The sequence below is a fragment of the Hamadaea sp. NPDC050747 genome (assembly GCF_040654195.1).
Taxonomy (GTDB): domain Bacteria; phylum Actinomycetota; class Actinomycetes; order Mycobacteriales; family Micromonosporaceae; genus Hamadaea.
In genome coordinates this window covers 34,231-56,161 of record NZ_JBFAHM010000021.1, presented here as the reverse complement: position 1 = coordinate 56,161, position 21,931 = coordinate 34,231, and the positions used below count along the sequence as shown (strand labels likewise).

The window sequence follows — 21,931 nt, the reverse complement described above, 5'->3', positions numbered from 1 at the left end:
CATTTCGCCGCGCGAAACAGCATGGCTGGCGCAATGATCACGGGGTGCGGCGGCGGTGGCGGCGGTATAGGGCGGAGAGGAGGGCGATGGTCCAGGTGATGGCCAGGACGATGAGCAGGCCGCGCGGATAGTCGCGCGGCAGTGCGGACGGCAATGCCGGGTCGCGGCCCTGGCCGAGGAGCAACGGCAGGGAGACGAAGGCGACGGCAGCCGAGACGTAGAGCGCGCCCTGGACGGGCACGCGGAGCCACGGCGGAAGCAGGCGCGCCGCGAGCACCCCGGCCAGCAGCACCAGCGGCATCACCAGCAGGTCGGCGTAGACGGCGCTGACGGCGAGGAAGCGTACGTAGGGCCACAGGCCGACGGAGGGCGACCGCAGCACCCCGACCGCGCCGACGACGACGAGCGCGATCCCACCCAGGATCAGCAGTCCCCGAAGAACCTTCATGAGACACCGACCGTGATGCGGGCGAGCCACTTGGTCTGCAGGACGCCGGGCCGGTTCGGCGCGATGAGCCGGCACGGATAGCCGTGGTCCAGGTCCAGCGGCTCACCGTGCAGTCGCAACGCCACCAGCGTCAGCGGGTCGCGGGCGTGCGGAGGCTCCACAACGGACGTCCGATAGGGACTGTTCTGCTGCAGCGATTCCACGGTCACGGCGGCGTCCGGTCCGCCGCCGACGAGCGCCACGAGGTCGCGCAACCGCACCCCGGTCCACACGGCGTCCGCGCTCCAACCCTCGACGCAGGTGATCGGCAGGTTCGCGGTGTGTTGCGGCAGCGCCGCCAGGTCCGCGAGCGACAATCGCCGCGTGCCGCTCGGCCCGGTGATCTCCAGCTGGTACGCCGGATGCAGCGCCTGGTCGCGTACACCGGCCGACGCGGCGGACCCGTTGACCGGCACGCCTTGGACGCCGACTCGAGGGTCGCGCGGGGCCAGCACGGAGATCCCGGCCAGCGGGCGTACGGTCTGGCCGACCGTCGCGACGGTCACGACGCCGATCGCCGCCCCGACGGTGGCGAGGAAGCCTCGCCGGGTCCACCCGTCGCCGGGTGGTGCCGGGCGTACCTTCGCCGTGAGGGCGCGGCGGATCACCGGCAGTTTCACTCCGATGTGGATCGCGATCGCGCCCGCCGCTATCCAGGCCGTCCAGAAATGGGCGACGGTGAAGAAGAACCCCATCGGCGCGTACCATCTGGCGATGTTGAGCAGGCCGGTGAGCACCTGGAAGCCGGCCGCGGCCACGAGGATCGCGAGGCTCAGCCGTTCCAGACCGTGGGGCAGGTCGCGAGCCGGCGGCCAGCGGAAGAGCTTGGGGTAGACGGACCAGATCTTCGCGCCGAGCAGCGGCACGATCGCGATGCCGGTCGCGACGTGGAGGCCCTGGGTGACGCGGTAGAGGTCGACCGGGCGGGACGGCCAGAAGAACCAGCCGGGCGGGTGCTGGATCGCGTGACTGAGGTAGCCGGTGAGCAGGCAGATCGCGAAGGCGACGCCGAGCATCAGGCCGAGCTGGCTGGTCAGCCGGGGCGAGCGCAGGCGGCTCACCGCCCGAGGCAGGCGAACCATCGGCCCTCCTCGTGCCACGTCTCGTGGACGCACAGGCCCGCCTCGGCGGCCGGGCCGGCGAGCCGGTCTGCGGCGACCAGCGCCCACGGGAACGGTGTGCTGCCACGGTCGCCGTCGTGCAGGATGGCCCGGCCGGACCAGCAGGCCGTCCCCGGCGGATCGGTCTCGACCAGCACGGTTCCGGCCGGGCGCAGCAGGTCGGCGCAGCGGCGCAACAGCCGGGCGGGGTCGCCGCCGATGCCGATGTTGCCGTCGATGAGCAGCGCGTGCTGCCAGGTCCCCGCCCCTGGCACCGGCCCGAAGACGTCGGCGGCCACGGCGTACGCGCCACGACGGCGGGCGAGGCGGACAGCGGTGGGGCTGACGTCGATGCCGAGCGCGGCGAGCCCGGTCGTGGTGAGCGCGGCGGCGAGACGGCCGGGTCCGCAGCCGACGTCCAGCGTCGGGCCGGCACACCGATCCAGGACGCCCCGGTCCCCGGGCCGTAGCCGGTGCCACGTCTTGGTGTCGAGGTGCCGCAGGGCGCGCCCGGTGAGGTCCAGCAGGCTCAGCCGGCGGTCGCGCCGGAGCGCTCCGCTGTAGAGGGCGAGCGCGGTGATCATCCGAGGCACTCCCGAACCGCCACGGCGAACCGCCCCTCCGGGCAGTGCCGGGCGACCTCGACGGCGTCGTCGGCGGTGTCCACGTCGCGCAGCACGGGCAGCTCGGCGACGCGGAGGCCGTTGTCCCGCAGGCGCCGCAGGGTGCGTACGCCGGTGTCCGGCCGGGAGGTCGGAATTCCGCGTAACAGCTCGGCGTCGGCCGGGTCGCGCAGGGCCAGCGCCCACCAGCCGCCGTCCTCGGCCAGCCCGAGGGCGGCGTCCGCGTCGCCGACCGCCCGGCTCGCCTCGTCCAGCAGGGCGGGCGTCGCCTGCGGCGTGTCCATGCCGATCAGCAGGGTCGCCGTGCCGGGCTGGGCGGTACGCGTGAACGCGTGCGCGAGGCGTACGTCGAGGGCGCCGGTGGTCTGCGGCACCACCCGCCACTGTGGCCGGGGCGTCATCGTCCCGTCGGCGACCAGCGTCCGCCACTGGGCCGTACTGCGATCGACGGCGTCCAGGGTGTCCTCGATCGCCGCGTACGCCACCGCCGCGGCCTGCTCGGGTGTGCAGGGCGGGCACAGGCGGGTCTTCACCCTGCCCGGCACGGGCTGCTTGGCGAGCACGAGCACCTGTGATCTCATCCGGCCAGCACCTTCGTCATGTCCCGGACGGTCCGGGCGGTGCCCAGCACGGTGCCGGTCACCTTCGACTTCGTGCCTTCGGCCCGCGGGGCGTACGCGATGGGGACCTCGCCGATGCGCCAGCCGGCGCGGGCGGCGGCGACGATCATCTCCAGTGGATAGCCGAAGCGGCGGTCGCGCAGGCCCAGTCCCAGCCAGGCGGTACGCCGGGCCGCCCGCATCGGGCCGAGGTCGTGCAGGTCGACGCCGAGTTCCCGGCGTAGCCACCAGGCGAGGAAGTGGTTGGCCCGCTGTGCGTGCCACGGCCAGGCGCCGGGGCCGGGCGTACGCCGCCCGAGCATGAGGTCGGCGGTGCCGTGGACGACGGGATCGACCACAGTGGGCAGATCGCGCAGGTCGAACGATCCGTCGGCGTCGGCGACACAGACCACCTCGGAGGTGGCCGCCTCCAGTCCGGCGTGGACGGCCGCGCCGAAGCCTCGCTGGGGGACCTGGACGACCTCGGCGTCGAACGCGCGGGCGACCGCGACCGAGTCGTCCGTGGATCCGTTGTCCGCCACGATGGCCCGATAGCCGGTCGGCAGACCGGTCAGCACCTGCGGCAACGCTACCGCTTCATTGAGGCACGGCAATATAACGTCGACCATGAGGGCACCGTACCGCCGGAATCGCCCGGATATTCTTAACGACTTCGGCGAAATCCTTACGAACCCGTGACGCCTCCCCGGCTGAGCGCTCTGGGGCGCTTAGCGTCAGGGGTGTGAAGGTTCTGGTGACCGGCGGGGCCGGGTTCATCGGGCGCTGCGTCGCCGAACGGCTGACCGCGTCCGGACACGACGTACGCGTCTTCGACCGGGCGCTGCGGGCCGCTGAGGACGTCCGCGACCCCGTCGCCGTCGACCGGGCGGTGTCCGGCGTTGACGCCGTCGTCCACCTGGCCGCCATGGTCGGCCTCGGCGTCGACCTGCAGGACCTGCCCGAGTACGCGGGCTGCAACGACCTCGGCACCGCCGTGGTGCTGGCGGCGATGGCCCGGCACGGCGTAGGCCGACTGGTGCTGGCCTCCTCGATGGTGGTGTACGGCGATGGTGCGTACACCTGTGCGGAGCATGGGCTGGTGCGGGCGGAGGTGCGCCGGGAGAGCGACCTGAGCGTGGGCCGTTTCGAGCCCACCTGCCCGCAGTGTGGCGCGGGCCTGACGCCGGAGGTGATCGACGAGGACGCGATGCTCGACCCGCGCAGTGTGTACGCGGCCACGAAGCTGGCGCAGGAGCACCTCGCGGCGGCGTGGGCGCACGCGTCGGGCAGCCGATGCGCGGCCTTGCGCTACCACAACGTCTACGGCCCTGGCATGCCGCGCGACACCCCGTACGCCGGCGTGGCCGCGATCTTCCGCTCGTCGCTGGCCGGCGGGCAAGCGCCGCAGGTGTTCGAGGACGGCCGGCAACGGCGGGACTTCGTCCACGTCGCCGACATCGCCGCCGCCAACGAAGCCGCGCTGTCCTGGTTGGACAGCAGCACGAGCCGGCCGTTCCGGGCGTTCAACATCGCCTCCGGCGTTCCGCACACCGTCGGCGAGATGGCCGCCACCCTGGCGACCGTGATGGACGGGCCGCAGCCGGTGGTCACCGGCCGGTTCCGCGCCGGCGACGTCCGCCACATCGTCGCGTCCCCCGAACGGGCCCGCCGCGAGCTGGGCTTCACCGCGGCGATTCCGTTCGAGGAAGGAATGGCCGAGTTCGCGGCCGTCCCGGCGTGAGACTGCTCTCGCGCGGCGATCTCGTCACGCTGGCGTTCACCGGCCTGCTCGTCGGGGCGGCCGCCGTCGTCGGAGTGTCCGTCGGCGTGCAGGCGGCGACCCCGCCGCTGTACGCGCTGTGGCACCCCCATGTCGGGCCGGGAACGGTGCCCGCGCTGGTGGTCGGGGTGGCCGTGGTGCTGGGCGGTACGCGGGTGGCCGCCGCGCTGTCCTGGCGGCGGCTCCTGGCGGCGGCGTACGCCACCGCGCTGGCGTGGACGCTCGGCCTCGCCCTGGTGGACGGGTGGCGGGACGGTGTCGCCACGCGGCTGACCGTCGACGCCGAGTACCTGGCGGCGCTGCCGAACGCGGGCGGCATCCCGGCGATGATCCGCACGTACGCCTCGCGCATTCTCGATTTCCAGCCCGATTCCTGGAACACCCAGGCGGCCGGCCACCCGCCGGGCGCGCTGCTCGTGTTCGCCGTCCTCGACCGGATCGGGCTGTCCGGCGGGGCGGCGGCCGGGCTGGTGTGCGTCGCCGTCGGTTGTCTGGCCGCGGTCGCGGTGCCGTCGGCCCTGCGTTCGCTCGGCGACGAGCCGGCGGCTCGGGCGGCCGTCCCGTTCGTCGTGCTGTTCCCCGGCGCGGTGTGGGTCGGCGTCTCCGGCGACGGCCTGTTCCTCGGCGTGACGGCGGTCGCCGTGGCGCTGCTCGCCGCCGGCGTACGCCGGTCGTGGCTCGCGGTCCTCGCCGGGGTCCTGTTCGGCTTCGCCTGTTTCCTGTCCTACGGCCTGGTCCTGATGGTGTTCCCGGCCTTGGCGGTCGCGATCGCCGCCCGTCGCTGGACGCCACTGGCGTGGGCCACGCTGGGCGCGCTCCCCGTCGTCGGTGCCTTCGCCCTCGCCGGATTCTGGTGGTTCGACGGGTACGCCGCCGTCCGGGTCCGCTACTACCAGGGGATCGCGGCACAGCGGCCGTACTGGTACTGGGTCTGGGCTGACCTGGCCGCCCTGGCCGTCAGCGCCGGGCCGGCCGGGTTCGCCGCCGCCCGGCGCGCGGTGGTCGTGCGGGCCGGACCGGCCGGCCTGCTGTGCCTGGGTGCGATGGCGGCGATCGTCGTCGCCGACCTGTCCGGCCTCAGCAAGGCCGAGGTCGAACGCATCTGGCTGCCCTTCGCGATCTGGCTACCGGCGGCCGCCGTGCTGCTGCCGCCGCGGTCGCGACCGTTCTGGCTGGCCCTGCAGGCGGTCGTGGCCCTGCTCGTCAACCACCTGTTCCACACTGTCTGGTGAGGACGGTCAGGGCCGGGTCAGCCAGGCGAGCGTCTCCCGGGTCGCGTCGAAATGACCCGCGTGGGACGAGTCGGGGTGGGTCACCAGGGTGGCGTCCGGGATGCGGTCGGCCAGCCAGCGGCTGTGCGCCACCGGCACGAGTTCGTCCAGCTCACCGTGCCACAGGAGGGTGGGCACGCGGACGGTTCGCGGGGCGAATCCCCACGGCAGGCCGTAGAGCGCGAGCACGTCGTCCACCCAGCCGGCCAGGCCCGGCGCCAACGCCTCGGCCATCGCCGGCTGGACCATCGCGGCGATCTCCGGCCGGCTCAGCACGGCCAGGTCGCGCTCGGGGAACGGCAGCGGTGTCTCAGCGGCCCGGGTGAGGTGCGCGGTCAGCTCGTCGCGCCCGCTGCGGGCCGCGGCGGAGCTCGCCCGGTTGCCGTCGGTCATGCCGGCGGTCCAGTCCAGGCCGTCCGCGTCGCACGGCGCCAGGCTCGCGAGGGTCGCCACCCGCGAGATTCGGTGCGGGTACGCCGCCGCAGTGGCCAAAGCGTGCGGCCCGCCGCCGGAGACCCCGAAGACGGCGAAGCGCCCCAGGCCGAGGGTGTCGGCGATGGTGGCCACGTCCTCCGCCGCGTCGGCCACGATCCGGCCGGGCAGGGCGGTCGAGCGGCCGAACCCGGGCCGGTCGTAGGTGATCAGGCGGATGCCGAGGTCGGCGAAGATCTGGTCGTCGGGATGACGGGCGAGCCGGCTCATCGGGGTGCCGTGCAGATAGACGACGGGCATCCCGCTGGGCACGCCGTACTCCTCGACGGCGAGCATGCGGCCGTCGGTGGTGATCACCGAATCCATGATCGCGAACTTACCTCCCACGACGAACGGCCGGACGGTCAGGCCGCGAGCTGGACGAAGGCGCCGATGATCGCCCCGTACGCGACATGCGCGAGCAGCATCACGACGGGCGTGCTGAGGCCGTAGTTGAGCATGAGGAAGCCGGGCGTCTCCAGTTGCGCCGCCCGCGGGGCGCTCGTGAACGGCGTACCCATGCGGGGATGGACGAGCGGCAGCAGCACGGTCACGATCGCCGTCGCGGCGAACAGCCCGTGCAGCAGACCGAACAGCGCGCCGAGCCACCAGCTCGCGTACCCGAGGGCGGCGAACACCGCGACGTAGAGCAGGGCGAAGACCTGCCCGTTGACGAAATGGATCAGGTAACCGAGCGCCTTGGCGAGCGACCGGTCGTCGGTGAAGATCGTGCCGAGCAGGAACGGCAGGTCGGTCCGGGTGAGCTTCAGCTCGTTGGCCATCCGCATCGCGGTCGTCAGCAGGACCGTGCCGACGAAGCCACCGGCCAGGGCGGCCCAGACGTTCACCGGGCGTCCCCGATCGCGGCGGCGGCGCTGATCAGCGCCAGGTGGGACAGGCCCTGGGGCAGGTTGCCGAGGAACTCGCCGGTGCTGGGGTCGATCTCCTCGCTGTAGAGGCCGACGTCGTTGGCCAGCCCGACCAGGTCGTCCATGAGCGGCGCCGCCTCGTCGGGCCGCCCGAACCGGGCGAGGGCCTCGGCGAGCCAGAACGAGCAGGCCAGGAAGGCGCCCTCCGACCCGCGTACGCCGTCCTCCGACAGGTAGCGGTAGACGTATGGGCCATGCCGCAGCTCCCGTTGGACGGCTTGCACCGTGCTGGTCAGCCGGCGAGGATCGGCGGGCCGGAATCCGTTCAGCAGACCCAGCAGGACGCCCGCGTCCACCTCGCTGCTTCCGGCCGATCGCACGTAGCCGCCGACGCGGTCGCTGAAGCACTCGCCGTCGATGAAGCTCGCCAGGGCGGCCCGTTCGGCCCGCCAGCGTTCGGCATGACGGCGGGGGATCAGGCCCGACTCGGCCAGGTCGAGCGCGGCGTCCAAGGCGATCCAGCACATCATCTTCGACTGGGTGAAGTGCTGGGGCGGACTGCGTACCTCCCAGATGCCGGCGTCGGGCTCCCGCCAGATGCGGCAGACCAGGTCGGCGATCTGGGCCAGGCGGCGGCCGATGTCCGCGTCGAGACGCCCCAGGCGGGCGGCGTACAGGCGGGCGGTCTGCAGCAGCTCCCCGTAGGTGTCCAGCTGCAACTGCCCGGCGGCGGCGTTGCCGACGCGTACCGGCTGGGATCGGCGATGCCCCTCCAGCGGCAGCGTCCGTTCCGTGGCGTGCGGCCCGCCGTCGAGCCGGTAGAGCACCCGGAGCCGGGGATGCGTCAGCTGCGAAGCGTGCATCAGCCACCAGAAGTAGGCGATCGCCTCCTCGGTGCAGTCGAGCTGCAGGAAGGCGTTCAGGGTGAACACCGAGTCGCGGATCCACGAATAGCGGTAGTCCCAGTTGCGTACGCCGCCGATGCTCTCGGGCAGCGAGCACGTGGCGGCGGCCGCCACGGCGGCCGAGGGGGCGAAGACGAGCAGCTTCAACGCCAGCGCACTACGCAACACCGCGTCGCGCCACCGCCCGTGGTAGGTGCGTTCAGACGTCCACTCACGCCAGATCTGCGTTGTGCGTACCAGCCGATCTTCGCATTCACTTCGCGTGGGAAGCACGAGCGGTTCGAGGTCGGCGTAGCTGAGGGCGATCACCGCGCCCGGACCGGGACGCAGGATCGCGCTGCCGTGAATCGACCCGTCGCGGTGGTCTGGCGTGCCCGCGTCCCAGGCCGATACGGCCAGCGCCTGGCCCTGGTGGCTCGCGATGAGCGACCCCGCGCGGCGCTGTACGCGCGGAGTGACCGCCGCGTAGCCGAACCGCGGTTCGACCGCCCATTCGATCGGCACCGCACCCTCGACGCAGGTGATCTGGCGGACCAGTTCGCGCGCCGGCCCCAGCGGATGATCGTCCTGCAGCGTGAGCGCATCGGTCACCACGACGGTCCCGGCGGCGGTGGTGAAGGTCGTCTCCAGGACGTTGGTGTTCGGCCGGTACCTGCGGCCGGAGGTGAACGGGACCCGGGGGTGGAGGCGGAAGCTTCCCCCACGACCGGCGTCCAGGATCGCCCCGAACACGCTGGGCGAGTCGAGATCGGGCCAGGTCAGCCAGTCCACCGTGCCGTCAGGGGCGATCAACGCGGCGGTACGCCCGTCGCCGACCACGGCGTAGTCGCGCAGCGCCGCGTAGCCGTCGACGCGCCCCGTGCCGATCACCATCGGCCACAACTACCCAGCTCACGGCCGGTCAGTCGGGGGACTTTCACGACGGCAGTATCGGACATTTCACTCACGAGGTCGCAGCGGCCTACGCTGCGACGGTGAGCTATGTGCGGTGGAGCAGTCCCGGCCGGCCACACGAGTACGACTCGGCCGTCTACATCTACGACACGGACGACGGCGTCGTGTGCTGCTCCTGCCTCTTGTATCCGGCCGACGGGCTCGGCGACCTCCCGAGTCACCTGGAGGCGACTCCGGGCCGGATGATCGAGCATGTCCGGGCGCACATCGCCGCCGGGCACGCGGTGCCCGACTTCGTCATCCCCGGCCTGGCCGCCGCCGAAGGCGCTCGCGAGGCACACTGAGCACGTGGCTGCTCGACCTCGTCGGCTCGGCCGCCTGGCGGCGGTCGTGGCCGGTGTGGTGGCGGTCATGGCTGGCATCACCGCGTCGAGTCCGCCGCGGATCGTCGTCGTCGCCATGCAGCTGAACCTGTGCGACAGCGGCATCGCCGGGTGCTTCACCGGCCGGGCGGTGGCCCGCGCCGCCGCTTTGATCAAGGCGTACGCCCCGGATGTGGTCACGGTCAACGAAGTGTGCCGCGACGACGTGACGATGCTCCGCGCGGCTTTCCCGGATCCTTCGGCCGTCCGGTCGGCCTTCCAGCCGGTTCCGGACCGGCGTACGGGTCTGGCGACGCGGTGCCGCGACGGCCAGGAGTACGGGATCGGCGTCCTGATGCGGTCGGCCGGGACGGCGACTGTCCACACCGGAGTGTTTCCGGCCCAGGATCCGGCGGATCCCGAGAAACGGGTCTGGCTGTGCCTGACCGCCGACCGGTACGCCGCCTGCACGACCCATCTGTCCGATCACGACTCCGGGGTGGCAGCCTCGCAACGTGCGTATCTGCTCGGGGCGGTCGTGTCGTCGCTTCCGCAGCCGGTGGTCGTCGGCGGCGACTTCAACCTGCGTCGGCTCGACGGCGTACCGGCGGGGTTGGTCACCAGCACGGACGGTGGGCTGCAATATGTGCTGGCCACCCAAGCGACCGTGCTCCGCGCGGAGCGGCTCGACACCGCCGGGACCACCGATCATCCGGGGTTGCTCGTGACCCTGTCGGTCTGGAGCTGATCGCCGTCAGCCGACGGCGAACCAAGGTGTGCTGCCCTCGGCCACCAGGTTTCCGTCGACCACGATCCGGGCGGCTGCGCGTAGCCGGGCACTGCTGAGCAGGATGTCGCACCAGTGATAGTCGAAGCAGTACGCCTCGCGCGCGGCGCACCGCCGGTCGTCGGACTCGCGGACGATCTCGACCTCGATCTCGACCTCACGCTGCCCGGCCAGGTGATCCAGCGATCCGTAGCCCTCGAATCGCGCCCACGCGGCTCCCTGCCGCGCCGAGTACCGCAACTCGACCTGGCCCAGGTTGAGCCGGCGCTCGGGCCAGGCGATCTTGCGCGCGATCGCGGTCGCGGCATCCGTGCCACAACCTGCCGCCTCCGGCTCCGCCCCGTCCGCCACCTCCTGCTCCGGCAAAGCCGGCAGCAGAATCGGCACGTTAGCGGCCCGCTGGCGCATCTTCTCCCAGCGCGCCTGCCAGAGCCCGGGATCGCCGCCGCACACCCGCACGATGGCCAGCACGACCGGCAGACTCGGCAGTTTCTTGCCCGCGGTCGCCTCGGCCAACGTCGTACGCGAATAGTGCGTACGGGCGGCCAGGTCACGATAGGTCAGCGAACCGTGAGCGGCCTTGAGCGCGCGCAGCTCGATGGCGAACGCCGCCACCTCGTCGATGATCTCGATCGGCTTCTCCGGACGGCCCACAGTCCATAGTGTCCCTCAGGACGTTGTCCGGTAGTTGTCCGAGACAAGATCGAGACGCTTCCGGTGAACGGAGCCGCGCTCCTAGCGTGCTGACCGTGACTTCGACCGACCCTCGCCCGGCTCGTCCGGCCACGGTTACCACCGCCGTCGTCCTGGCCCTGATCGTGGCCGCCATCAACCTTCTATCGGTCCTCCTCGGCTGGATCAGGCTGGGCGGTCAGCTCGACGCCATCGACGAGCTGATCTCCAGCCGGGGTCACGGTTCCTCGGTTGGTCTCGACAGCGACGCCGAAGCGCTCACGTCGGGCTACGTCATCGGGGTGGTCTTCGCCTCGTTCGTGCTCCTCGCCCTCACGGTCAGCTATCTCATCAACGGCATGCTGGCCGCCGTCGGCAAACAGGTGAGCCGAGTCCTGCTCTGGGTGACCGCGGCGCTGGACCTGTGCTACTTCGGCTGCTCGACGGTCCTCGCCGGCGCACCGACCGACGCGGAGTTGTCGAACGGTGGCACGATCAGCAGCGCCGAGCTCGGCGACGCCATCGCCGAGTCGGAGCCCGGCTGGCTCTCGCTCATCCAGATCCCCGCCACCGTGCTCTGGGCCGGCTGCCTCCTCGCCTTGATCGCTACGCTGGCGGCGCCCAGCGCGAACCGATACTTCCGCCCGGCTTCGCCGCAGCCGCCGATGATGCCGCCCGCCGTCCGGTAGCCGCGAGCCGTGCGGGCGGCACGATGGACAGACGCCGCTATCCTTGCGACGCATGCGGATCATCGAGATTCAGGGGAGCTGATGGCCGAGTCCACGGCCGTCCCGACGCCGAACCTGACGCCGCTGGCCGCGAACGACCCACGGGCGGCCGGGCCCTACCGGCTGCTCGGCCGCCTGGGGCAGGGCGGGCAGGGCGTCGTCTACCTGGGTCTGGAGGGCGGCGACCGCCAGGTGGCGGTCAAGATGCTCAGTCTCGACCTGGATCAGGACCCGTCGGCGAAGAACCGGTTCGCCAAGGAGATCGCCGCCGCGCGGCGAGTGGCCGCTTTCTGCACCGCCCAGGTGCTGCATGCCGATCTCGACGCCGACCAGCCTTACGTGGCCAGTGAGTTCATCGCCGGCCCGACGCTGCACCGCCAGGTACGCGACCATGGGCCCATCACCGGCAACGCCCTGTACCGGCTGGCCGTCGGCACGGCGACCGCCCTCGCGGCGATCCATCAGGCGGGCATCGTCCATTGCGATCTGAAGCCGGACAACGTGATCCTCGGCGCGGACGGTCCACGTGTCATCGACTTCGGCATCGCCCGAGCCCTCGGTACGCACACCTTGAGCGGCAACGTCATGGGAACGGTGCCCTACATGGCGCCGGAACGGTTCCACAACGCCGATGTCGACCCGCGCTGCGACGTTTTCGGCTGGGCGGCGACGATCGCGTTCGCCGCCTCGGGACGGGGGCCGTTCGGCCACGACTCACCGGCCACGGTGATGGCCCGGGTCCTGCACGAGCCGCCGGAGCTGGCGAACTTGTCCGGCCCGCTGCTGGACCTGGTGGAGCAGGCGCTGGCCAAGGACCAGTACGCCCGGCCGACCTCTGAGCAGCTGCTACTACGGCTACTCGGCCGCGCCGGGTCCGCCGCCCCGACGTTGACGGACGTGCCGTTGGGGACCGCCCTGCAACAGGGCAGCGCCGCGGCGACCACCGTGGTGCCGGCCGCTCCGGCGTCGCCGCCCGTTGCGGTGACCGGTACGCAGACGCCGACGACGGCCGCGGTGCCGGTGGCTTCGCCGACTCGGGTGGCCGTCGCGCCGTCCGGCTCGTTCCGTCGGTTCGGCCGGCAGGTGGGCGACCCGATCGGCATCGCGGTCGCGATCGTGCTCGGTGCGCTGGGTTTCGCCGCGGTGTACCTGGCCTCCACGGATCCCGCTCGGTCAGTGAAGACGGGCGCGATCGCCTTCGGCGCCGTCTACCTCGTACGGCTGGCCCTCGCGGTCGTGCTGGACCGTGGCACCGAACGCGAGTGACGTAAGCGCAATCCGCACACCCCCGAAGAGGAGGCAGGCATGGCATCGGGTCGGACGTCCGCCCGCAGATGGCTTCCAGTAGCCGTCGCCGTGATGGTCGGGCTCGCCGTGATCGCGGGCTCCTACCTGTATGTGCGGCTCGACACTGATCGCACAGACTGTGTCGCGGTGGACGTGGTCTCCTCCACCGAGAAGAACGTGCTGGTGGCGGAGCTGGCCGACCGGTACAACCACAGCAACCGGCGGTTCGGCGGCCAGTGTGCGGAGGTCACCGTGGCCGGGCTGACGTCGGGCCAGGCGATGGAGGCGCTCGCCGGGGACTGGGCGGCCGTGGCCGGCAGCTCGATTCCCCGTCCGCAGGTCTGGCTGCCGACATCGAGTCTGTGGACCGATCAACTGCAACTGCGGGACCGGGCGGCCAAGCGGCCGGAGCAGACGCCGGGGGAGTACCCGTCGATCGCCAACAGCCCGCTGGTCATCGCGATGCCCGCGACGAAGGCCCGGGTCCTGCAGCAGCGGGGCGCACTGGGCTGGGGTGACATCCTCGGCATGTCCGGTGAGGAGGGGTGGGGCGCCTTCGGCAAGCCGGAGTGGAAGCGGTTCACCTTCGGCAAGGACAATCCCCGGCTGTCCACTTCCGGCCTGGCCGCCACCATCGCGACCTACTACGCGGCGACCGGCACCTCCAGCGACCTGACCGACGCCGACGTACGCGCCCCGCAGGTGACCCAGTTCGTCCGCCGGATCGAGGCGAACGTCTCGCACTACAGCGACGACGTCGTCGACCTGTTGAAGTCACTGGCCGCCGCCGATCTGTCCACAGTTGAGGCCGGTGAGCCGGACCTGAGCGCGGTCGTGACCCAGGAGGAGTTGGTCTACCTCTACAACCGGGGACAGCTCAGCCCGCATATCGGCGACAAGCCGCACGAGCCGCTCGTGGCGCTGTTTCCGAAGGAGGGCACGTTCAACCTCGACCATCCCTACGTGGTGCTCCCGGACGCCTCGGAGGCGCAGCGGAAGGGGGCGGCGGACTTCCTCGCGTTCCTCCAGGACAAGCCGCAGCAGCGGGCGTTCGCCGGCTTGGGCTTCCGCGATCACCAGCAGGTGGCCGCGCCGGAGCTGACAGCGGTGGTGGGCGGGCACGAGAGCGATCAGCGGCCGTATTTCAAGCCGCCGTCGCCGACCGTGGTGCAGGGCATCCTGGACAGCTGGGCGACGCTCCGCAAGAAGGCGAACATCTTGATGACTCTCGACGTCTCCGGGTCGATGACGAACAAGGTCGGCGCCAAGACCCGGCTGGAGGTCGCGACGGCCGCCGCGAAGAAGGGACTGGGCCTGCTGAACTCCGCCGACCAGGTGGGGCTGTGGTCCTTCTCGTCGGAGAAGCAGGGCTCCGGCGCGGCCCCTTACCAGCAACAGGTTCCCCTGTCCCGGTTGGACCTGGCCCGCTTCGCCGACCGGCTCGGCGGCTTGCGTGCCGGTGGCGCGACGGCGCTCTACACGACGATCCGCGCCGCCCATCGATACATGCTGGACCACTACGATCGGACCCGGATCAACGCCGTCGTCGTGCTGACCGACGGAGAGAACGAGTACGCCAAGGACGCCAACCTGGCACGGCTGCTCAAGGACGTGGCGCTCGACCCCGACCGGCCCGTGAAGATCTTCTGCATCGCCTTCGACGAGGGTTCCGACCTGGCGACGTTGGAAGCGATCGCCAAGGCCACCTCCGGCAAGGCGTTCGACGCTCGGGACCCGCAGCTGATCGACGACGCGTTCGTGAAGCTGCTCAGCAGTTTCTGACGCGCCGCCCATCGGCCGTCGCCCGCAGGTCCGGCTCAGCAGGCGGTGAGCGCCTCGGCTACCGTTCGGGTCGTGGCAAATTTCGTGTTGGTGGCGGGTGCGCGGCTCGGTGCCTGGGCCTGGGACGACGTGGTGCCGCACCTGCGGGCCGCCGGGCACGGCGTCTACCCGGTGACGTTGTCCGGTCTGGCCGAGAAGCGGGCGCGGCCGGCCGGCCAGCAGACCCACGTTCAGGACATAGTGGATGAAGTCGAGCGCTGGGACCTGCGCGACGTCGTCTTAGTGGGCACAGCTACTCGGGTATTCCGGTCGGCCAGGCCGCGCAGCGGATCGGTGCTCGGCTGGCCCGCGTCGTCTTCGTCGACTCCAGCGTTCCCGTCGACGGTGGGACGTTCTTCGCCGGTTGGCCGGACGGCGGGGCCGAACTGCAGGCCGTGATCGCTGAGAACGGCGGTTGGTGGCCGCTCGTTCCGGCGGACTACTTCGACGGCCAAGGGCTCAGCGCCCAGCAAGTCGCCCGAATCCTGGCTCACTCGACGCCTCACCCAGGTGCCACGCTCGTGGAGCCGGCCGTGCTGACGGGGCCGCTCGGAGAGCTTCCGGCGACCTATGTCCTCTGCCTGCTCGCCGGCGACGAACCCGGTGACACCGTGGCCGAACTGCTGACCAGCGACCGTTGGCGGCTCGTCGAGATGCCGACCGGGCACTGGCCGATGTTCTCCCAGCCTCGCGAACTGGCGCAGATCCTCCTCGACGCGGCGAGTGAGTCGACGACGCCGACGGTCTGAGCCCGGCCGCGTCAGTGGGCCGGGGTCCGTGACGCGGTTCGTGACAAACCCCTGGTCCGGGCGGCCTACTCCGGTTGCGGGTTGTCCGCGCAGACGGTACGAACGACGGCGATGGCACGACATGGGCAGTCCGCGACCGCGCCGCGGCGCTTCACCGGCGAACCGCCGGACGCGTCCGAGGTCTGGCTGCCCGCGCTCGACGATCCGCCGCGCGCGGGAAAGGCCGGCCGTCGGCTGTTCCCGTTGGTGGTCTTCGCCGCTTTCCTCGGCGGCCCCGCGATGTGGTGGTCGCAGACGCCGGGGCATTCGTTGGCGACCACCGCCGATCTGCTGCTGGCGGCCGGGCGGCTGACCGGGCTGACGGCCGGGTACGCGCTCCTGCTGCAGATTCTCCTGATGAGCCGGGCAGGCTGGCTTGAGCGGATGATCGGCGCTCACGCACTGCTGGTGTGGCATCGGGAGATCGGCGGCTACCTTTTCGTCGCCGTGCTTGCCCATCTGGCGTTCACGATCACCGGGTACGCCTGGGGCAGCGGCGAGCCGCTGCTGCCGTACGCGTACACGATGATCACGACGTTCGACGACCTGTTGACCGCGTTCGCGGCCGCGATGCTGCTGTTCGCCGTGGCGCTGCTGGCGATCCGGGGCGTACGCCGCCGCCTGTCCTACGAGGCGTGGTACTTCCTCCACCTCAGCGGCTACCTCGTGGTTCTGTTGGGCTTCGCCCATCAGTTCTCCGGCGAACAGCTGCTCTCCGGGATCGGGCGCTGGTACTGGATCACGCTGAACATCTTCGTCGCGGCCAACGTCGCGTGGGGTCGCGTCATCGGCCCGCTGATCTTCAATGCCCGGCATCGGCTGCGCGTCGCCGACGTGCTCGCGGAGGGCCGGGACGTGATCTCGATCTACCTGCAGGGGCGTGGCCTCGACGGCATGCACGGGCGAGCCGGGCAGTACTTCCGCTGGCGATTCCTGACGAATGGCTGCTGGTGGCAGGCGCATCCGTTCTCCCTGTCGGCCGCGCCCAACGGCGCCTGGCTGCGGCTCACGGTGAAGGTGGTCGGCGATCACACCCAGCGGCTGCGGGCTCTGCGCCCCGGCGTACGCGTCTTCGCCGAAGGCCCGTCCGGTGTGTTCACCGCGGATCGGGGCGTGCGGCGTCGAGCCCTGCTGATCGCCGGTGGCAGCGGCATCGCGCCGATCCGAGCGCTGCTGGAGGATGTGCCACCGGGCGCCATCCTCATCTACCGCGCCGGTGGTGAGCACGAACTGATGTTCCGGCGGGAACTGGACTGGCTTGCCCAGGAACGTGGCGCTCGGGTCCACTACGTGCTCGGTGGCCGGGAGGACGTCGGCCCGCGGCGCCTGTTGACCCCGCAAGGACTTCGCGAGCTGGCGCCGGACGTGACTCGGCGCGACGTCTACCTGTGCGGTCCCAAGGGCCTGATCGACGAGTGCGTCCGCGTTCTGCGCCGGTTGCGGGTGCCTCGCCGCCAGCTGCACCTGGACCCGTTCGAGTTCTGAGAGGCCCTAGGTCATGCGTCGCGCAATCCTCGCCGTCTGCGGCACCGCCGTCGGGACCGCGCTGCTCGTCGGGGCGAAGGCCGGCGGCGACCTGCCGGACCACGGCGTCGCGGTCGGCGTGCCCACCGAGGCGGACCCGACGGTCTCGGGGACGCCGTCGGCCCGGCCCTCCAGCACCGTCGGGGTGCGTGGCTCCGCGCGCCCGTCGGCGAGCGTGAAGCCGACGCCGACGAAGCCGGGAACCCAGCCGACCGGCGCCACGACCAGCGCGCCCGCGAGCAGTGGTCGCTTCAAGGACGGCGTCTACAGCGCACCCGCAACCTACAAATACGGCACGATCACCGTGAAGGTCACCATCTCCGGCGGGAAGATCACCGCGGCGTCGGCGACCTACCCGACAAGCGGCCAGTCCGGAGTCATCAACGGCAAGGCGATCCCGAAACTCAACGCCGAGACGTTGCAGGCGCAGGACGCCGACATCGCCACCGTCTCCGGCGCCACGCTGACCAGCGACGGCTACCGCCGGTCCTTGCAGGCCGCGCTCGACAAGGCCGCCGGATGACCATGCGGTTCGTGCAGCACATCATGGGTACGCCGATCAGCATCGCCCTCGGCGGGACGACGGCTCGCCGGGAGCACGCCGACGATGCGTACGCGTGGCTGCGCGACGTCGACTCCCGGTTCAGCCCGTTCCGAGGTGACAGCGACGTGAGCCGGATCAACCGTGGTGAGCGGGTTTCCCGCCACCCTGATCTCGACGCCGTCCAAGACGCGTGCGCGCGCCTGTGGCAGCAGACCTCGGGATATTTCGACGCCTACGCCACCGGCTCGTTCGATCCGTGTGGTTACGTCAAGGGCTGGGCGGCTCAGGTGGCCTCTGACCAGCTCGCCGCAGCCGGTGTCACCGACCACTTCGTCAACGCGGGCGGGGATGTGTGCGTACGGGGCAACGCGCCGGACGGCCAACCGTGGCGTGTCGGTATCCGCCACCCGGAGGAGCAGCACCGCTGCGCGTGGGTCCTCGAAGTGAGCGATGCAGCCATCGCCACCTCCGGCACCTACGAACGCGGCCCGCACGTCATCGACCCCTTCACCGGCCGCGCCGCCACGGCGCTCGTCTCAGTGACCGTGGTCGGACCCGATCTCGGTGTCGCCGACGCGTACGCGACTGCCGCCGTCGCCATGGGCGAGGCCGCCCTGGACTGGTTGGCGATGCTCGACGGCTACGAATCCGCCGCCATCGCCGCTGATGGGCGCGCATTTCGCTCCGCCCGCCTGCCGACGGTTCCGGCGTGAGGTCGGTTGCGCTATGACGTGAGGGGTCCTCGGACGTCCACACTAGAGCGATCTTGTCGCGGCCGGAGGACGATGCGGCCGCCCGGAGCGGCACAGCTGATCACTACCTGGTCAGGACATCATCGTCCGCATTGTGCGGCACCCATGGGTGGGTTTGGATGGCGGCACCCCCAGCACGAACCTGCGAACTGAAGAGGATGTCGCATGCGTTCTCGCCCCCTAGTCCTGCTCAGCGCGATCGCGCTGTCCCTGTTGTCCATCAATCCCGCGACGGCCGCCAGTGCCGCGGGCACCGACCACGGCGCTGCCGGCGTACGCGCCGAAGACGCCCGGGTCCTCGCGTACTGGACGCCGGCGCGGATCGCCAACGCGAAGGCGCGGGATTACGTCCGCACCGATAGCGGCAAGATGATCCCCAACGCCAGGCCCGGTGGCGGCAGCACCGTCACGGGCGCGTCCTGGCCCAGCGGTGGCGCGATCCAGCAGCGTTCGGGTCGCATCCTGTTCTCCTCGGGCGGTTCCGATTGGATCTGCTCAGGCAGCGTCGTCAACGACTCTTCGACCAGCAACGGGTACTCGATCGTCCTCACGGCCGGGCACTGCGTCTTCGACGGCACCGACGGCTGGTCCTACAACTTCCTGTACATGCCGAACTTCGACGCCGAGCCCAACTACGACTGCGCCACGCGAGTCGACGGCTGCTGGCGGGCCAACCTGCTGTCCGCCCACGACGACTTCGTCCCCGCCGGCTTCGGGACGGACGAGACGGTGCGGGTCGACTACGGTTTCGCCCGCGTGGGCCTGCGGATCGCCGGCGCCGGCACGGCCGAACTCGACGCCGCCACCGGTGGCTACGGCTTGAACACCGCGGCTGTCGCGAACAGCGCGACGAAGTGGGCGTTCGGCTACCCCGCCGAGGGCAAGTACAAGGGCAAGGACCTCATCTACTGCGCCGGCCCGACCGTCGACGACCCGTACGGCGCGCCGACCTGGGGCGTCGCCTGCAACATGAACGGCGGAGCCTCCGGCGGCCCCTGGATCTACGGCACCACCGATCCGGCCGTCTACACCACGGGCACCCTGCTCACCTCGGTGAACTCGTACGGATACTCCGGGCTGACGTACATGTTCGGCCCGAAGTTCACCACCGAGACCCAGACGGTCTACTCCTCCGCCGTGTCCGGCACCGCATCGTCGGGCGTGAGCGTGGTCTGCTCCGTCGGAACCTCGGCGCCGAACTGCTGAGCGTACGCGCACAACAGCCCCGTCGGTCCTCGACCGGCGGGGCTTTCCGTGTTCGCTTCACGAGCCCAGCGCCGCGACGCCTTCCCCACCGGTGACGCGGAGGCCCAGTTCCACGAGCGCTCCCGCGGCTCCCGCCATGTCCGCCGCGTCCGATCCCAGCTGCTTGCCCTGGAGATGGCGGAAGTAGATCGACTCCATGACGACCGCGAGCTTGAGACAGGTGAGCGCCAGGCACACCGCGAGATGGTCGTCCTCGACCGGGCGGAGGGCGGCGTACGCCTGGAGGACGTCCGCGCGGCGGCCGAATCCCGGTCGATCGGTGACGCCGAGGGCGACGGGCACCTGCCGCCGAAGGGTGTCACCGGGTTCGGTCCAGTAGACGAGCAGGAGGGCGACGTCGCAGACGGGATCGCCACGGGTGGCCATCTCCCAATCCAGCACCGCGCGTACTTCGGCGGTGTCTGGGACCAGTTCTGCGGTGTCCGGCGCGAGGATGAGGTTGTCGAGGCGGTAGTCGCCGTGCACGAGCGCCGAGGGCCGGTCGGCATACGCGACGGTGTGGGTGGCCAGCCAGCGGGCGAGGTGGTCGAACCCCGGCACATCGCGTACCTTGGTCCGTTCCCATTGGACCGTCCACAGTGCAGCCTGACGGCTGAGGTAGCCCGCCGGTCGGCCGAAGGTTTCCAGGCCGGTGCCGGTGAGGTCGGCGTCGTGCAAGGTCGCCAGGGTCCGGACGAGGGCATCGGTGATCGTCGCCGCGCGTCCGGCGGACAGGCCGTCGCAGTCGTCCGCTACGGACAGCACGACGCCGTCGACGTGTTCCATGACGAGGAAGGGCGCGCCGAGGACGGACTGGTCTTCGCAGAGCAGGTACGGCCGCGCGCTGGGCACCGGCGTCCGATCCAACCCGCACAGGACGCGATATTCGCGGGCCATGTCGTGCGCTTTGGGCATCACATGACCGAGCGGTGGCCGGCGCAGCACCCACGACTTGCCGCCCTGACTGATGCGGTAGGTGAGGTTGCTCCGGCCGCCCGTGAGCAGGTCGGCCTGCCAAGGGGCGGTCGGATCGGCGTCGGGCAGCCGGTCGCGCAAGTACGCCGTCACCGGCTCGATCGGCAGGCCGGGCAGGTCAGCGTCCTTCTCAGGCATGCGTCGCTCCGGCGGTCCGAGCGGCTTCGTAGCGGCGTACCGCGCGGCGGGCCACCGCCCAGCGATGCACCTCGGACGCGCCGTCGTAGATGCGAAACGGGCGTACCTCGGCGAGGAATCGAGCCAGCGGCAGGTCGTGCGAGACGCCCTGAGCGCCGCACAACTGCACGGAACGATCGACGATCCGCCCGACGGCTTCGGAGACGAACGTCTTCGCGATCGACGTCTCGTTGTTCGCGCGTCCCCGCTCGTCCAGCGTCGCGGCGGTGGTGCGGACCAGCGCGCGGGACGCCGCGAGGTCGATCTCGTTGTCGGCGATGAGGTGCTGGGCGAGACCGAGGTCGGCGAGCCGGCTGCCGAACAGTTCCCGGTCGAGGACGTAGCCGAGCATGATCTCGTGGGCGCGCCGGGCGATGCCGAGCCAGCGCATGCAGTGGGTCAGGCGCGCGGGTCCCAGTCGTACCTGGGCGTTGGCGAAGCCGCGGTCGACCTCACCCAGGACGGCGGACGACGGCACCCGGCAGCGTTCGAGCGCCACCTGGCAGTGCCCGCCGACGAAGCCGCCGTCGATCGTGGGGATGTGCCGGCCGACCGTCAGTCCGGGCGTACCGGCGTCGACGAGGAACATCGTGGCGGCGTCGGGGCCGGTGCGGGCCATCACGATGAGGAAGGCGGCGCCGTCGGCCCCGGTGATGAACCATTTCCGGCCCTCGATCACCCAGTCGCCGCGGTCACGGACGGCCGTCGTGGTCAACGCGGTGGGATCCGATCCGGCGCCGGGGGCGGGTTCGGTCATGGCGAACGCCGAGCGGATCTCGCCCGCCGCCAACGGTCGAAGGTACTGCTCGCGTTGGGTCGGCGTGGCCACGTGGTCGAGCAGCGTCATGTTGCCCTCGTCGGGCGCAGCGCAGTTCAACACGAGCGGTCCGGCCAGACTCCGGCCGGCCTCTTCCAGGACGGCGGCCTGCTCGAGCATCGACAATCCCAGTCCGCCGTACGCGGTCGGCGCGGACGGGGCGAACAGTCCGGCAGCGCGCGCGGCTGTGCGAAGTCTCGCGCAGGTCTCCCGGTCGGTCGCGATCTCGTCCTCGACCGGAATCACCTGGTGATCGACGAAGCTTCGCACCCGCTCCGTGAGGTCGTCCGCGGCCGGTCCGGACGTTGTGTTCGCCGGCGCTTCGGCGCTTCCGGGGTCATCTCGCATGGTTCCGCTCTCTGTTTCGTCGCTGATATTCCGATGGGCACCGGTCATGCGTCGGCCGGGGAGAAGGCTCGCATACGCGCGGTCGAACGCATCGAACATCTCCTC

At 71.2% G+C, this 21,931-nt stretch carries 24 protein-coding genes; 13 read left to right on the top strand and 11 right to left on the bottom strand.

Annotated features, from left to right (window positions below):
- Nucleotides 1–37: 37 nt before the first annotated feature.
- Genes AB0H43_RS36475 through AB0H43_RS36455 form a run of 5 tightly spaced genes read right to left on the bottom strand, consistent with a single transcriptional unit; the run spans nt 38 to nt 3,438 of the window.
- On the bottom strand, nt 38–448 hold the full coding sequence (locus AB0H43_RS36475; RefSeq protein ID WP_360007471.1) for a hypothetical protein: 411 nt from the start codon (nt 446–448) through the stop codon (nt 38–40).
- A complete protein-coding gene (locus tag AB0H43_RS36470) occupies nt 445–1,569 on the bottom strand; it encodes a molybdopterin-dependent oxidoreductase (protein WP_360007468.1) in 1,125 nt (374 codons plus the stop codon). Before AB0H43_RS36470 ends, AB0H43_RS36475 begins: the two co-directional genes overlap by 4 nt.
- Nucleotides 1,545–2,171 carry a methyltransferase domain-containing protein gene (locus tag AB0H43_RS36465; protein ID WP_360007465.1) on the bottom strand — a complete coding sequence of 209 codons (627 nt, stop codon included), beginning with the start codon at nt 2,169–2,171 and terminating at the stop codon, nt 1,545–1,547. The genes AB0H43_RS36470 and AB0H43_RS36465 overlap by 25 nt, the downstream gene beginning before the upstream one ends.
- Nucleotides 2,168–2,791, bottom strand: a complete 624-nt coding sequence (locus tag AB0H43_RS36460; RefSeq protein ID WP_360007462.1) for a DUF2064 domain-containing protein — start codon at nt 2,789–2,791, stop codon at nt 2,168–2,170. The genes AB0H43_RS36465 and AB0H43_RS36460 overlap by 4 nt, the downstream gene beginning before the upstream one ends.
- On the bottom strand, nt 2,788–3,438 hold the full coding sequence (locus tag AB0H43_RS36455) for a glycosyltransferase family 2 protein (RefSeq protein WP_360007460.1): 651 nt from the start codon (nt 3,436–3,438) through the stop codon (nt 2,788–2,790). Before AB0H43_RS36455 ends, AB0H43_RS36460 begins: the two co-directional genes overlap by 4 nt.
- A gap of 113 nt (nt 3,439–3,551) precedes the next feature.
- Between AB0H43_RS36455 and AB0H43_RS36450 the strand changes: the two genes are divergently transcribed.
- Both AB0H43_RS36450 and AB0H43_RS36445 read left to right on the top strand, forming a co-directional pair.
- Nucleotides 3,552–4,550, top strand: coding sequence for an NAD-dependent epimerase/dehydratase family protein (locus AB0H43_RS36450; RefSeq protein WP_360007459.1), 999 nt, complete (start codon nt 3,552–3,554; stop codon nt 4,548–4,550).
- Nucleotides 4,547–5,821, top strand: a complete 1,275-nt coding sequence (locus AB0H43_RS36445; protein ID WP_360007457.1) for a hypothetical protein — start codon at nt 4,547–4,549, stop codon at nt 5,819–5,821. The genes AB0H43_RS36450 and AB0H43_RS36445 overlap by 4 nt, the downstream gene beginning before the upstream one ends.
- A 6-nt stretch (nt 5,822–5,827) precedes the next feature.
- Here the strand turns inward: AB0H43_RS36445 and AB0H43_RS36440 are convergent, their stop codons facing one another.
- The 3 genes from AB0H43_RS36440 to AB0H43_RS36430 are packed head-to-tail and all read right to left on the bottom strand — an operon-like array spanning nt 5,828 to nt 8,978.
- Nucleotides 5,828–6,658, bottom strand: a complete 831-nt coding sequence (locus AB0H43_RS36440; RefSeq protein WP_360007455.1) for an alpha/beta hydrolase — start codon at nt 6,656–6,658, stop codon at nt 5,828–5,830.
- A 38-nt stretch (nt 6,659–6,696) separates the two neighbouring features.
- Entirely contained in the window at nt 6,697–7,179 is a 483-nt protein-coding gene (locus AB0H43_RS36435; protein WP_360007452.1) for a DUF6789 family protein, read from the bottom strand.
- Nucleotides 7,176–8,978 (bottom strand): glycoside hydrolase family 15 protein, encoded by a 1,803-nt coding sequence (locus AB0H43_RS36430; RefSeq protein WP_360007451.1) that lies wholly within the window; start codon nt 8,976–8,978, stop codon nt 7,176–7,178. Before AB0H43_RS36430 ends, AB0H43_RS36435 begins: the two co-directional genes overlap by 4 nt.
- A 101-nt stretch (nt 8,979–9,079) precedes the next feature.
- Between AB0H43_RS36430 and AB0H43_RS36425 the strand changes: the two genes are divergently transcribed.
- Nucleotides 9,080–9,343, top strand: a complete 264-nt coding sequence (locus AB0H43_RS36425) for a hypothetical protein (protein ID WP_360007448.1) — start codon at nt 9,080–9,082, stop codon at nt 9,341–9,343.
- Between the two features lie 4 nt (nt 9,344–9,347).
- Nucleotides 9,348–10,109: an endonuclease/exonuclease/phosphatase family protein gene (locus tag AB0H43_RS36420; protein WP_360007445.1), complete on the top strand. Its 762-nt coding sequence runs from the start codon at nt 9,348–9,350 to the stop codon at nt 10,107–10,109.
- A 6-nt stretch (nt 10,110–10,115) separates the two neighbouring features.
- On the opposite strand, the gene AB0H43_RS36415 is transcribed toward AB0H43_RS36420, so the two are convergent.
- Nucleotides 10,116–10,802 (bottom strand): helix-turn-helix domain-containing protein, encoded by a 687-nt coding sequence (locus AB0H43_RS36415; protein WP_360007443.1) that lies wholly within the window; start codon nt 10,800–10,802, stop codon nt 10,116–10,118.
- A gap of 95 nt (nt 10,803–10,897) precedes the next feature.
- Between AB0H43_RS36415 and AB0H43_RS36410 the strand changes: the two genes are divergently transcribed.
- From AB0H43_RS36410 to AB0H43_RS36370, 9 genes are all read left to right on the top strand, one after another.
- Nucleotides 10,898–11,509 (top strand): hypothetical protein, encoded by a 612-nt coding sequence (locus tag AB0H43_RS36410; protein ID WP_360007440.1) that lies wholly within the window; start codon nt 10,898–10,900, stop codon nt 11,507–11,509.
- An 81-nt stretch (nt 11,510–11,590) separates the two neighbouring features.
- Nucleotides 11,591–12,814, top strand: coding sequence for a serine/threonine-protein kinase (locus AB0H43_RS36405; RefSeq protein WP_360007438.1), 1,224 nt, complete (start codon nt 11,591–11,593; stop codon nt 12,812–12,814).
- A gap of 39 nt (nt 12,815–12,853) precedes the next feature.
- Nucleotides 12,854–14,617, top strand: a complete 1,764-nt coding sequence (locus tag AB0H43_RS36400; RefSeq protein WP_360007435.1) for an extracellular solute-binding protein — start codon at nt 12,854–12,856, stop codon at nt 14,615–14,617.
- Nucleotides 14,618–14,689: 72 nt separating this feature from the next.
- Nucleotides 14,690–15,055, top strand: coding sequence for a hypothetical protein (locus AB0H43_RS36395; RefSeq protein ID WP_360007432.1), 366 nt, complete (start codon nt 14,690–14,692; stop codon nt 15,053–15,055).
- Nucleotides 14,947–15,405, top strand: a complete 459-nt coding sequence (locus AB0H43_RS36390; protein WP_360007559.1) for an alpha/beta fold hydrolase — start codon at nt 14,947–14,949, stop codon at nt 15,403–15,405. Before AB0H43_RS36395 ends, AB0H43_RS36390 begins: the two co-directional genes overlap by 109 nt.
- A gap of 111 nt (nt 15,406–15,516) precedes the next feature.
- Nucleotides 15,517–16,929, top strand: a complete 1,413-nt coding sequence (locus AB0H43_RS36385; protein ID WP_360007429.1) for a ferredoxin reductase family protein — start codon at nt 15,517–15,519, stop codon at nt 16,927–16,929.
- 13 nt (nt 16,930–16,942) lie between these two features.
- Entirely contained in the window at nt 16,943–17,491 is a 549-nt protein-coding gene (locus AB0H43_RS36380) for an FMN-binding protein (protein WP_360007426.1), read from the top strand.
- Complete coding sequence (locus tag AB0H43_RS36375; RefSeq protein ID WP_360007423.1) at nt 17,488–18,225, top strand: FAD:protein FMN transferase; 738 nt, start codon at nt 17,488–17,490, stop codon at nt 18,223–18,225. The genes AB0H43_RS36380 and AB0H43_RS36375 overlap by 4 nt, the downstream gene beginning before the upstream one ends.
- Before the next feature lie 204 nt (nt 18,226–18,429).
- Entirely contained in the window at nt 18,430–19,470 is a 1,041-nt protein-coding gene (locus AB0H43_RS36370) for a hypothetical protein (protein WP_360007421.1), read from the top strand.
- A 57-nt stretch (nt 19,471–19,527) separates the two neighbouring features.
- Here AB0H43_RS36370 and AB0H43_RS36365 read toward each other — a convergent pair whose 3' ends face one another.
- The gene (locus tag AB0H43_RS36365) at nt 19,528–20,622 is read right to left on the bottom strand and encodes a phosphotransferase family protein (RefSeq protein ID WP_360007419.1); all 1,095 of its coding nucleotides are present in this window, start codon (nt 20,620–20,622) and stop codon (nt 19,528–19,530) included.
- Nucleotides 20,615–21,826, bottom strand: coding sequence for an acyl-CoA dehydrogenase family protein (locus tag AB0H43_RS36360; protein WP_360007417.1), 1,212 nt, complete (start codon nt 21,824–21,826; stop codon nt 20,615–20,617). Before AB0H43_RS36360 ends, AB0H43_RS36365 begins: the two co-directional genes overlap by 8 nt.
- Nucleotides 21,827–21,931: the final 105 nt, after the last annotated feature.